General features: G+C 41.7%; 8 protein-coding genes, 2 tRNA genes and 2 pseudogenes. 6 read left to right on the top strand and 6 right to left on the bottom strand.

From position 1 onward, the window contains the following. Positions 1–35 precede the first annotated feature (35 nt). From HMPREF9007_RS10875 to HMPREF9007_RS10890, 4 genes and pseudogenes are all read right to left on the bottom strand, one after another. Positions 36–2,558: a YfhO family protein gene (locus HMPREF9007_RS10875; RefSeq protein WP_008761967.1), complete on the bottom strand. Its 2,523-nt coding sequence runs from the start codon at positions 2,556–2,558 to the stop codon at positions 36–38. Between the two features lie 118 nt (positions 2,559–2,676). After that, positions 2,677–4,095 (bottom strand): adenosylhomocysteinase, encoded by a 1,419-nt coding sequence (gene ahcY, locus HMPREF9007_RS10880; protein ID WP_032850487.1) that lies wholly within the window; start codon positions 4,093–4,095, stop codon positions 2,677–2,679. 191 nt (positions 4,096–4,286) lie between these two features. After that, positions 4,287–5,984 (bottom strand): S41 family peptidase, encoded by a 1,698-nt coding sequence (locus HMPREF9007_RS10885; RefSeq protein ID WP_008761965.1) that lies wholly within the window; start codon positions 5,982–5,984, stop codon positions 4,287–4,289. 44 nt (positions 5,985–6,028) lie between these two features. Further along, positions 6,029–7,019, bottom strand: a pseudogene (locus HMPREF9007_RS10890) (adenosine kinase). Between the two features lie 77 nt (positions 7,020–7,096). Between HMPREF9007_RS10890 and HMPREF9007_RS10895 the strand changes: the two are divergent. The 3 genes from HMPREF9007_RS10895 to HMPREF9007_RS10905 all read left to right on the top strand — a co-directional run bounded on the left by HMPREF9007_RS10895 (position 7,097) and on the right by HMPREF9007_RS10905 (position 7,876). Continuing rightward, positions 7,097–7,170, top strand: a tRNA-Asn gene (locus HMPREF9007_RS10895). Positions 7,171–7,197: 27 nt separating this feature from the next. Beyond that, positions 7,198–7,271, top strand: a tRNA-Asn gene (locus tag HMPREF9007_RS10900). A 146-nt stretch (positions 7,272–7,417) separates the two neighbouring features. Further along, the gene (locus HMPREF9007_RS10905; RefSeq protein WP_008761964.1) at positions 7,418–7,876 is read left to right on the top strand and encodes a hypothetical protein; all 459 of its coding nucleotides are present in this window, start codon (positions 7,418–7,420) and stop codon (positions 7,874–7,876) included. 113 nt (positions 7,877–7,989) lie between these two features. Here the strand turns inward: HMPREF9007_RS10905 and HMPREF9007_RS10910 are convergent. Both HMPREF9007_RS10910 and HMPREF9007_RS10915 read right to left on the bottom strand, forming a co-directional pair. Then, a pseudogene (locus HMPREF9007_RS10910) lies at positions 7,990–8,696 on the bottom strand (ComF family protein). 31 nt (positions 8,697–8,727) lie between these two features. Next, positions 8,728–9,531 carry an inositol monophosphatase family protein gene (locus HMPREF9007_RS10915; protein WP_011108488.1) on the bottom strand — a complete coding sequence of 268 codons (804 nt, stop codon included), beginning with the start codon at positions 9,529–9,531 and terminating at the stop codon, positions 8,728–8,730. A 314-nt stretch (positions 9,532–9,845) separates the two neighbouring features. Here HMPREF9007_RS10915 and HMPREF9007_RS10920 point away from each other — a divergent pair, with 314 nt between their 5' ends. The 3 genes from HMPREF9007_RS10920 to HMPREF9007_RS27760 all read left to right on the top strand — a co-directional run. Next, entirely contained in the window at positions 9,846–11,387 is a 1,542-nt protein-coding gene (locus HMPREF9007_RS10920) for a hypothetical protein (protein WP_008761961.1), read from the top strand. A gap of 228 nt (positions 11,388–11,615) precedes the next feature. Next, a complete protein-coding gene (gene rbsK, locus HMPREF9007_RS10925; protein WP_008761960.1) occupies positions 11,616–12,539 on the top strand; it encodes a ribokinase in 924 nt (307 codons plus the stop codon). Between the two features lie 39 nt (positions 12,540–12,578). Beyond that, on the top strand, positions 12,579–12,938 hold a 360-nt coding region (locus HMPREF9007_RS27760; protein ID WP_008761959.1), incomplete at its 3' end, for a PfkB family carbohydrate kinase.

Raw genomic sequence — 12,938 nt, 5'->3', positions numbered from 1 at the left:
ATAGAGTACAAGATCAGAAAAAAGTTTAAGAGTTCTCAGCCTCCTTTTTTTTTCGGAGTTGTTAACTTCTTCTTGCTGAACCAAATCAGAATCATCACCCCGATCAGCAATAAAGCCAGTGACGCATAAGCTATGCTTTCCGTAACATGCAAGCTCTGCGGGTCAAACCACATCTCAATCGTATGCTGGCCTGCGGGAACATTCATCACACGCAAGATATAGTCAGCACGGGCAATGTCCACCGGCTGTCCGTCAATCTTGGCCTGCCAGCCCGGATAATAAATCTCAGAGAAAACAGCCACTCCATCTTTAGCAGAAGAAGTTTCATATACCAGGCGATTCGGTTCATAGCTGGTCAGACGAATGGTAGATAAGGAGTCTTTGTAACCTTTCGTCACACCCTTCAACTGATCTTTAAATTTCGCATCAACCACTGCTGTTTCCGTTGGAAGAATATCATTCAGCGCATCAATCTCTTCATTTGCATTATTGACATACTGCACCTTATCCACAAACCAAGCGTTACCATACGCATAAGGGTTTTCAACAGGAACCGTCTGTCCTTGCTGTCCGGCAGGGAAAATAAAGTACTTCGTATTCAGCATATTCAGCACACGGAATTTGGAAGCGTCCACACTATCCATCGCACCGCCTGCGCCGGCAACTTCCTGATAGGCATCCTTCATTTCCGGAGTTATATGATGATCGATCATTTCCTGATAACGACGCAACTTGGCCGCATGATAACCACCCACACTCTTATGCCAATATGAGGTATTATTTTCATTGAAAGTATTACCGGGAAATCCTACGAAATTCAACACCCTATAATTCAAAGCCGTATCCTGAAGAATTATCTCATCCGTCTGAGTTTTAACGAATGCTCCTGTCTGGTTTGACTTCGATACAAATTGTTCATCATTCAAATAGCGCTTATTGACAGTCCACATATCAATCAGACACAGAAGCACGATACCTGTCATAGTAAAAGAAGCCTTCAACTTTTTCTGCTGATAAAGGAATAATAAGAAGCATCCTACTACTATAATAAAGAAACTGCGCCATGCATCCGAAGTCAGCATTGCCTTGCGCATTTCAGCCAGATTCGTAATGATCGGAGATAAATACTCGGCAGGCAGTCCTTGCTGCAGAGCTGCCATCTCTTGTGCCGGAATATAACTAGAGAAGAAAACTCCCGGGGCAACAGCCAGAATCAGTGAAACACCGGCTGTTAATACCAAAGTGATAATTACTCCTGTCCGATTTTCTTTCAACTTTAATATTTCCGGTTTAGCCAGCACTTCTTTTAAGGCAAAGACCGCTAATAAAGGTATCGTAAATTCAGCTATAACTAGGATAGAAGATACGGCACGGAACTTGTTATACATCGGTACATAATCGATAAAAAAGTCCGTAAGTCCCATAAAATTCTTTCCCCACGAAAGTAGAATAGAGAAGATAGTAGCTCCCAGTAAAGCCCATTTCAGCGGTCCTTTAACAATAAAGCACCCCAATATAAACAGAAATAAAACAAAAGCTCCCACATAGACCGGTCCGGAAGTCATGGGCTGATCGCCAAAATACTGTGTCAGCTGCGAATAGATGTTACTATACATCGGATTCGCCTTTGCCATGGCAGTCTCATTCTTGGATAAAGGAATCGATGCCCCTCCCTTTACATTCGGAACCAGCAAAGTAAGCGTTTCACCAATTCCATAACTCCAGTTCGTTATATAGTTACGGTCCAGTCCGCTGCTGGTCTGATTGGCAGCAGGTCCTTCCTGTTTCAGTTCACTCTTTCCGCGCATAGTCTCCTTACTATACTCATAAGTATGGTATAGATTGGAGAGGTTCGCACACACTCCTATCATCGCAGCCAATGCCAGAACGGCACTTGCCTTGAAAAAATGCGGCAACTCCTTCTTCTTATAAGCATCTTCAAAGTAAGCTCCTACAAAAAACAGGATGACAAACATGAAGTAGTAGCTCATCTGAATATGGTTCGACTGAATCTGAAGCGCGATAAACAAAGCAGTCACAATCCCTCCCAACAGATATTTCTTCCGATAAGCCAGTACAATACCGGCAATCGTAGGCGGAATATAAGCCAATGTGACAAATTTCCAGATATGCCCTGCCGATATCAAAATAAAGAAATAGGAGGAGAAAGCCCAGATAATCCCCCCTAAAGCAGATAACCAGACAGACAACCCGAATGCCCGCAAAAGGATATAAAACCCGAGCATCATGATGAAGGTCAGCACCACATAAGATGGAAGATACAAGTGATAGATGTTTTCTATCCACTTCAGCGGTTTGGTAGAATCATAACTCGGAGACATCTGATAGGTAGGCATACCACCAAAAAGAGAGTTTGTCCAGCGGGTACGTTCTCCTGTACGTTCAAGATATTCCTGAGCTTCTTGACCGGCTCCCACTCCAGCCACCGTATCGTGCTGAAACAGAATACGACTTTCGATATCAGCCGGAAAAAAATAAGCAAAAGAAAGGATGATAAAAGCTAAAATAGCAATTAAGTCGGGAAGGAACTTCTTCATAAAATTGACAATTGACAATTGACAATTGACAATTGATGGTCAACAATAACAGCCCGGCAGATCACTCGTTCCATATAGCTGTTCATTGTCATTTGTCAACTGTCAATTGTCAATTAAATTAGTATCTATAATGTTCAGCCTTATAAGGTCCGTCTACCGATACACCGATATAAGCGGCCTGTTCCGGAGTCAGCTTCGTCAGTTTCACCCCGATCTTTTCGAGATGCAGGCGAGCCACTTCTTCATCCAGGTGCTTCGGCAAGCGGTATACATTTACTTCGTATTTCTTGTTGAACAACTCGATCTGGGCCAGCGTCTGATTGGTAAATGAGTTACTCATCACGAATGACGGATGGCCTGTCGCACATCCCAAATTCACCAGACGACCGTCAGCCAGCATAAGAATGCTGTGACCATCCGGGAAATAATAGCGGTCTACCTGCGGCTTGATGTTTACACATTTGATGCCCGGATAATGTTTCAACGCATCCACCTGGATTTCATTATCAAAGTGGCCGATGTTACATACGATCGCCTGATCTTTCATTTTCTCCATGTGGTCAATGCGAATGATATCGATATTCCCCGTAGTAGTCACGAAGATATTACCTTCGGTGCAGGCATCTTCCATCGTTACGACTTCGAAACCTTCCATAGCAGCCTGCAACGCACAAATCGGATCGACTTCCGTCACAAGCACACGCGCACCATAAGAGCGCATTGAATGCGAACATCCCTTGCCCACATCACCGTAACCACATACCACCACTACCTTACCGGCAATCATCACATCGGTCGCTCTCTTGATACCGTCAGCCAGTGACTCACGACATCCGTAGAGATTATCAAACTTAGACTTGGTAACCGAATCGTTCACATTAAATGCCGGGAACAGCAATTTGCCTTCTTCCTGCATCTGATACAAACGGTGTACACCGGTCGTTGTCTCTTCCGATACGCCGCGCATTTCCTCAGCCACACGATGCCAGCGAGTCTTATCCTCAGCCAATACTTTTTTCAGAATGGCATTCAGTTCGATTTCATCCTCCGCATGCACTTCCTTGTCCAATACGGCAGCATCATTCTCTGCATCATAACCGACATGAATCATCATGGTAGCATCACCACCATCGTCTACAATCACGTTCGGACCTTTGCCGCCGGGGAAATTCAATGCTTGCAATGTGCACCACCAGTAGTCAGCAAGATTCTCGCCTTTCCATGCGAATACCGCAACACCGGAAGCAGCAATCGCAGCAGCAGCATGATCCTGCGTTGAATATATATTACAAGAACACCAGCGGACTTCAGCTCCCAATGCAACCAGTGTTTCAATCAGTACGGCGGTCTGGATGGTCATATGTAATGATCCCATGATACGGGCACCTTTTAACGGTTTGGATTCTCCATACTTTTCGCGTAGAGCCATCAGGCCGGGCATTTCTTTTTCTGCCAAATCGATTTCCTTGCGTCCGAAATCAGCAAGTGTAATATCTGCCACTTTATAAGGCAGAGTAGAGAATAATTCTGTAGACATATTGTAAATCATTTAAAATGTAATTGGTGCAAAGATAGAACATTCTGATTAGTAGGGCAAAAGCTATCCTTCTTTTTTATAAAAAAAACACTTACACCGGGCTCCCATTGGCTAACCAATATAATATGCATATATAAAATGCGGTGAACATCTTACTAATGTCCACCGCATTTTATATATGACAATCAACGTTACTTCTTTTCAGCTTTCGTTATCGGCGCGCTCAGCATTTCCTTATACTTCGCAGGATCATTCAATACCTTTATTGCTTCCTGCAAATCATCATCATCCTTCAGTTGCTCGATAATACCACCTCTCTGGAAATAATAACGCTTGATAATTTCATTAGCAATCATTCTCTTGATATCCTTTGAGAAATAATCCAGGTCACGGTCAAGATTATGATTCAACTTCTTTTCCAGTGCCTTGAACTCTTCTGCAGCATCTGTCATATAGCCTTCGAATTCAGCGGCCTCTTTCAGTGTTTTCAGAATCTTCTCACTTTGCTGGTCATATTTGAAATCAGCCTTCTTCACCAGTTCCTTGAAATCATTGTAATCAGCATCCGTCACTACAAACTTTTCAGGAGCAGCTACAGTAGGATGCTTCAAGCAGTAATGAGTCGCATAGTCAAAAATCAGATTATCACGTACCAGATAGAACAAGATATTCGGCAGTTTTTCCTGCTTGACAGTAATATCAGGCATTACACCACCTCCGTCACGTACTTCACGTCCGGCAGCAGTATAGAATACGTTAGTCAGACTGTCGGGAATCGTTCCCACACTTCCATCTTCGTTCCGGTGCTTATAGTCAATCGCCTGCACACAACGTCCGCTTGGGATATAATATTTGGAAGTAGTCACTTTCATCATTCCTCCATAAGGTAAAGAACGGGGAACCTGTACAAGTCCCTTTCCAAATGTACGGTTACCAACAATAACGGCACGATCTAGGTCTTGCAATGAGCCCGACAGGATTTCTGAAGCAGAAGCCGTACCACTGTTTACCAATACGGCAATCGGAATATCCAGATCCAGCGGTTCACGCAAAGTCTTGTATGTGTTGCTTGCCTGTTTCGTCTTTCCCTTGGTGGTTACGATTACTTTTCCACGGGGCAGGAAGTAATTGGCTATTTCCACTGCTTCATCCAACAGACCGCCACCGTTATTACGGAGGTCGATGACCAGAGAAGTAGCTCCCTGTTTCTTCAGATCCAGCAATGCTTTTTTGAAATCCTTGGAAGGGTTGCCGGAGAATGTGCTCAGGCTGATATATCCCACTTTATTATCCATCACGGTAGCATATGGGATGGCAGGGGTCTGAATAGATTCACGCACGATAGTAAACTCCATCGGGGTTTGTCCGCCTTTCTCATTAGGACGCTCCACTTTCAGTTTAAAGCTCGTACCCGCCTGTCCGCGCAACATCTGGCTGACTTCCGAATTATTCTTTCCTGCCAGATCTTTTCCGTCTATTTCCATCAGGATATCTCCCGCCTTCAGTCCCGCTTTGGCCGCCGGAGTTCCTTCGAACGGTTCGGCAATCATGGAACGTTTCAGCTTCGTATTATAGGTAATAAGAGAACCGATACCTCCAAAGCTTCCTTTCACCATCTGTTCCAGTTCGCTTTGATCTTCCTCCGGGTAATATTCTGTATAAGGATCCAGCGAGAAAAGCATATTGTCGATTCCTTCACGAATGGTCTTGTTCGGATCAATAGTATCCACATAGAACATATCCAGTTCTTTCACAATCGCATTAAATGTATCCAGATTCTTGGCAATCTGGAAATTGCGGTCGTCTCCACTCTTAAAACTAAAGAAAGCTACGGTAGCTATTACAGCCACCAAAACAAGAGCTATCCGCCTATTCAGCAATTTTTTCATATATCTTTCATTAAAATGAGACGTAAAAGTAACTCAAACCTTGGTTATTCCGCCAGAACCTTGTTAATATTTAACTTAATTTCATCCCAGCGCTCCGGAGAGATTGTTGTTCCAATCACCTGAATAACATTTCCCGAGAGAATAGAACCAATTTTTGCACATTTTTCGAGCGAGTATCCGCACGTCAGACCATACAGAAATCCGGAAGCGAAATAATCGCCTGCACCGGTGGTATCCAGAACTTTCTCTACAGGAATAGCCGACACTTTAATTTCTTCCGTACCTTTACGGATATAAGATCCGTTTGCTCCAACTTTCACAATAGCAATGCTGCATTTCTTGGCTATCACTCTCAGAGCTTCCTCCGGTTCTTCGCCGGTAAATGCTTTCGCTTCTTCCTCGTTTGCAAAAACGATATCCACATACTTATTTATTAATAAGGAGAAAAATTCCAGATCATTCTTCACGATATTATAACTTGCCATGTCGAGACAGATTTGCAGGCCAGCCTCTTTAGCCAGTTCGATGGCATGAAGAATCATTTCGTGATCCTGAACAAGATATCCTTCTATAAATAAGTATGCATATCCTTTGAACATCTCCAATGTCAGATCTTCAGCTTTCAAAGAAGCGGCCGCTCCCAGATAGGTACCAAAAGTACGCTCTCCATCCTGAGAAATAAAAGTGGATGCCACTCCCGAAGGAAGCTGTTCGGAGGTCAATAAATTGTCTTCAATATTATTTTTCTGCAGATTTTTCCGAAAAAAAATCGCCATAATGATCATTTCCTACTTTTCCGATAAAACCTGTTCCGGCACCCAGACAAGCGAGTCCAAGTATGGCATTTCCTGCCGATCCGCCTGTTGCCAGATGCGTTTTCATTTGTGAAAATTTTGTGTTAATCTGCTGTAACTTAGCGTCATCGATGAGTTGCATGCTTCCCTTGGGTAATTCCAGTTCATCCAAGAGTGTATCGTCTTTCAGGGTTGCAAGTACGTCTATCAGGGCGTTGCCCAATCCTATTATTTTGTCCATTCTCAATATTTTTTTTGCAAAGATATTGCATATTTCAAAAAAACCTACTACTTTTGCATCGCAATTGAGAAAAACATTCTTCCTTAGCTCAGTCGGTTAGAGCATCTGACTGTTAATCAGAGGGTCCTTGGTTCAAGTCCAAGAGGAAGAGCAAAACTGAAATTCTTGATTGCAACATTCTTCCTTAGCTCAGTCGGTTAGAGCATCTGACTGTTAATCAGAGGGTCCTTGGTTCAAGTCCAAGAGGAAGAGCAAAAAGAGGTGTATCAATAACGATGCACCTCTTTTTTATTTCTCTATCCTCAAAAAAAAATCCGGTTCAATGCAATAAATCAGCTACTCCCGTATTTATTAAGTAGGTAACAACTCTTTGTATCCCCCAAGCAAGTTATAACAATATGAAAAAGCAATTAATAGTATTTATTGTCGCCGTGACAGTTCTCGCTTTTGCAAGTTGTAGGAATGAAGATGAAACGTTTCATCCTTTAACCTTAAAAGCTACCGATATTGATTTAGTCCAAGACGAAGCAAACAAATATAAATTATGTGGAGAAATAGGTTCGGATGGTATAGAATTTACTCTTCAAGGTACAGACCAATATTCAGACATGGCCTATGTGACTAATGTAATGGTAGATGGCATCGAATGTAAAATCGAGCCCAACATAAAGTATGATGATACCACAACTTACAAAGGTGACTGGGGAGAGATCGTAAATTCATCTGTGGAACAACCTTGCAAAATGTTTTTTCATATAAAGCCGAATCCTGCTGACAAGGAGCGGGTATTTGATGTGAGTGTGGGTTACGGATATTGGTATAGAGATATAAAAATAGTACAGGCTAAACGGAATTAGGATATTCATAAACCGATTCCTATAAATATAATAATTACATTTATAATAACACTATCCAAAGCCTTTCTTTTGCAGTTATTGCAGCTTACTGAATCTTTTTAAGAATAGCTACTTTATTCTGCCATAGCCAACGTCAACACACTAATCCGTACTCCTTCAATCTCTGCCAGCCGAGAAGCGCACGCTACGGTAGTTGCTCCAGTCGTCAACACATCATCTACTATTAATATATGCTTTCCTGCCAAATACTCCGAACGATGCAATTCGAAGATTCCATCTACATTCTCCCAACGTTCTAAAGCTGACTTTTGTGTTTGCGTTTCCGTATTCTTCCGGCGTATGATTGCTTCGGTATCCACCGGAATACCTGTTACGGCCATAATCCCGCGCGATATCCATTCACTTTGATTGTAGCCACGTATCTGCTGTTTCTTCTTATGCAAAGGGATGGGAATGATTACATCAACTCCATGAAAGAAGTCGGAAGCCTGCAATTCGGATGCCATATATCGTCCCATAATAGCACCAATTTCTTTTTGTCCTCCATATTTGAGTTGGTGGAGAACTTGCCGAAAATCACTTCCTTTGCGATAAAAGAAAAAAGAAGTGGCACGTTCCAGAGGAAACTTACCCCAAAAGAGTTTTTCTACCGGATTGTCTTTCCGAAGATGATAATCGGTACGAGGCAAGTTTATATTGCACATGGTGCAAATACACTCTTCTCCTTTAGCCAACGATCCGCCACAAACGACGCAGCAACGGGGAAACCAAAGGGACAAAAAGAATAAAGCCAATCTTTTATAAGTAATGTGTGTTTCATAGTAGTAGCTATTTATACAATCGCAGCAGTCTTACATATCCAACGGAGGAACTTCTGCTAAGAGTTTCAAAAATAAAGGATGCAGGTATCCATTGGTTGCAATAATATGATGACCTTCTATAAAATGGTCGTCACCATAGAAATTAGTCACGCGACCGCCTGCTTCCAACACAATCAGGGCAGCCGCCGAATAATCCCACTTACCGATAAACGCTTCGGCCCATGCATCAAAACGACCATTAGCTATATAACAGATTGCAGCCGCAGCCGAACCGTTCATGCGAATGCCTCCCACGGCTCCATAAAGGTTATCAATCAGATGGAGAGCCGTCGGTTTATACTGATCATAATTATAAGGTAATTCAGTAAACACAAATGCATTCTTGATATCCCGGACATCCGAAACATGAATTTCCTCACCATTCATGAAAGCCTTTCCTCCTTTCCAGGCATAGAAACATTCATTCCGGCAGACTTCATACACAACTCCCAAAAGCAATTCGGTACGACTGCGCAGAGCGATGCATACACAATAAGGAGCCTCATCATGAATATAATTCGTAGTTCCGTCCAACGGATCAATGACCCAGCAGTAAGGTTCGTCCTGATAAGTAGCAGAGCCTTCTTCCGTAATAAATCCTGCTTCGGGCAACAAGGCAGAAAGCGCTTTTACCAACCGTACTTCAGACTCTTTATCCACATACGACACATAATCATGCGCATGTTTTTCCATAACACGCTCACGACGGAAGTTTTTCCGCTCTTCTTTCAGAAAATGCCCAGCTTCGGTAGCTATGCGGCATACTTCAACTGTAAGTTGCTTTAAATCCAACATTTCATCTTTATTATTAAAAAGTACATCGAAGGTATAGCTTTTCTTATGAAAAACCATCCAAAATGAGTATTATTTTCAGATAGACTATCAAACATTCAATTTTCAAGGCAGAAAAACATTCAATCACATTATAATATATTTTTCTGATCTGAGGAAATGAGAATTCCCTGCAATTTTCAGAACAGGCCCGGCCTCTTCCCACAAATATACGCAACAAAGAGCTACAGAAAACACAAAGTGACAGAATGCCAGATTTGCTTTTTACATAAAAATTCCCGAATATTGCAATCTAATACTAATGCAAAGAGTTCCCTATGAAAAGAGTAGATTCCGTTATATCCCTGATATACTCGTTATCTAAATCAGAAAAGAAGCACTTCTCCCTACAGGTTATCAAGGACAAGGAGGAAAAAGACTATCTGGTGATTTATGATATTATCATAAAGAGTAAACAACCGAATGGAAATACTGTAAAAGAGGAATTTTACAGACGCAAGCCCAATGGCTCATTTGAAGTATCCATTCAATACTTATATGAAAAGCTGACGGATACGTTACTCACCCTGCGTAAAAAGAAAGATATCTATTACGATCTGCTGAATAATTTGTGCAAAGCCCGAATGCTTTATGAACGTTCTCTGTTTGAAGAGTGTTTCGAAATACTATCCAATACAATAGAACAAGCACAATTCTATGAGAACAACGAAATTCTGACGATAGCTTTGAAGCTGGAACTGGAATATCTGCTCCGTCTGAACTTTCCCAACATGACAGAACAGGAGCTTTTTCACAAACACTTCATCCAAAATGAAGCTTTGAAAAAGATTCGGAAAATCACAGAGCAATCTTCATTACACAACTTATTGAAATATCGTTTATCTCATATTGGCTCCATCAGAACAGTAAAGCAAAAACAGGATATGAATGACCTTATGGTCAACGAACTTTATATAGCCGCTTCTTCAGACTCCGAAGGTAATTTTGAATTAACACGAAACCATAAACTTTTTCAGGCTAATTACCTGATGGGAGCAGGCGATTACAGAGCTGCCTTAAATTCATACAAAGAACTAGACTCATTATTTGAGCAGAATCAGCAGTTCTGGTCAAATCCTCCTATATACTATTTATCTGTACTCGAAGGAGTACTCGGTAGCCTGCGGTCTGTGAGCAACTATGACGAAATCCCCTACTTCCTTGATAAATTAAGAAAGCTTATATCAGACAGCACTTCGCTCGAATTTAAAGTAAATGCAACTTGCCTTCTCTTCCAATACGAACTATTTCCCTATCTGGATAAAGGAGATTTTTCGAAATGTACCCAACTTATGGCAGACTACCAGGAAATACTTTATGATAAAGAAGCCTGGTTAGGCCCTATTCGAAAAAGTGAATTATTGCTTTACACCACACTCGTACACATTGGTAACCAAGAATATAAAACTGCTAAAAAGTATATCAGCAACGCTATCATAGACCATAACATAAAGTATCTGCCTTTAATGAGAACTATTCGTCTGGTCCGCCTCATCGTCTTTTATGAAGTGCAGGAGCATGAGCTAATCCAGTATGAATCCCGTTCCATCACCCGAAGTCTATCTTCGCCCAAAGAGCAGACTTTTAAAACAGAACGTATCATTTTATGGTTTCTGAATAAAAGAAATATTCCCATCCTGAAAAAAGACAGAGAAGCATTTTGGGAAAAGTTGTCTCCTGAGATTCATGAATTATATAATAATAAATATGAAAGTCAGCTTTTACGCCTCTTTGACTTTACGGCGTGGATGGAATCCAAAATTCGGAAAGAAAAACTGTCTGAAGTCCTCAGAGCACGTGCTAGCGCAAAAGAATGTTAAAGAGTAAGGTGTCTGATTCGTATTTCAGACGATAAAAACACTCTTTTCAAATCTCCATTTTCTCTTTGTAATTATATAAATTCGCTTCACATTACCTCTATATTCTCTCCTATATACAAGGAAAATCCAATATAAGATATCATTTTTGAGATTATATAAACCAATTATTAATGTAGAAAACTATGCATGATTATTGCTTTCATTTGCATAGTCTTAATTTTTAATACTATGGAAACTATATCAATTCATAGACCCAAAATTGTAGTCATCGGTAGTTGCAATACCGATATGGTCGTGAAAGCCAACAGACTACCTGTTCCCGGAGAAACCATACTAGGCGGAACCTTCTACATGAATCCCGGTGGCAAAGGAGCTAATCAGGCGATTGCAGCCGCCCGACTGGGAGCTGAAGTCACCTTCATATCCAAAATCGGATATGATTTGTTCGGCCTGCAAGCATTGGAAATATACAGATCAGAGAAAATTAATACGGAATATATATTTACCGACCAGAAAAGTCCGTCCGGAGTTGCACTTATCTCCGTAGATTCTTTCGGTGAAAATAGCATTATCGTAGCACCGGGAGCAAGCCGTTCGCTTTCTATTGAGGATATCAATAAAGCCGAAGAAAAAATCAAGGAAGCTGATATTATTCTCATGCAACTTGAGATTCCCATAGACACAGTGGAATATGCAGCTACTATTGCTTGCAAATATGGGAAAAAGGTAATCCTCAATCCGGCTCCCGCGTCCAGCCTGAGCAACTCATTCTTAATGAACGTGCACACCATACTCCCCAACCGCATTGAAGCGGAAATGTTATCCGGAATCAAAGTGATGAATATAGAAAGCGCTCATCGTGCCGCTCAGGCTATCGGAGAGAAAGGTATAGAGAATGTTGTCATTACTTTAGGTAAAGACGGGGCTTACGTAAAAGAGAAAGATGAATATACCATGATTCCCGCAAAGGAAGTAGAGACGATTGACACAACAGGTGCCGGAGATGTATTTTGCGGAGCATTCAGCGTCTGCCTGTCTGAAGGGCATTCACTCGCTAAATCTGTGAAATTTGCCAATGCGGCGGCAGCTATAGCAGTCACGCGAATCGGTGCACAGAGTGCGATTCCTTATAAAAGAGAAGTTGTGCTATAAACGAGATAAGACCTAGGTTAAACACATAAATCTGTTCAAATGAAAGTAGTAGTTATTGGAAGTTCAAACATCGACATGGTTGCACAAGTCAACCATCTCCCGGCGCCTGGCGAAACAGTCGGAGATGCCAGTTTCATGCAATCCCTCGGGGGGAAAGGCGCCAATCAGGCTGTAGCAGCAGCAAGACTCGGGGGATCTGTAACGTTCATTACCTCTTTGGGAAATGATATGTATGCAGAAATTCTAAAAAAACACTTTAAGAAAGAAGGTATCACTACTGATTATATCATAGATGATGTTAATCAGCCCACAGGGACTGCACTCATTTTTGTTGCCGACAGTGGTGAAAACTGCATAGCAGTAGCTCCCGGAGCTAACTATTCTTTATTACCCGGTTCA

The organism is Bacteroides sp. 1_1_14, assembly GCF_000162515.1.
GTDB lineage: Bacteria > Bacteroidota > Bacteroidia > Bacteroidales > Bacteroidaceae > Bacteroides > Bacteroides thetaiotaomicron.
This window is presented reverse-complemented; position numbering and strand designations above follow the sequence as displayed.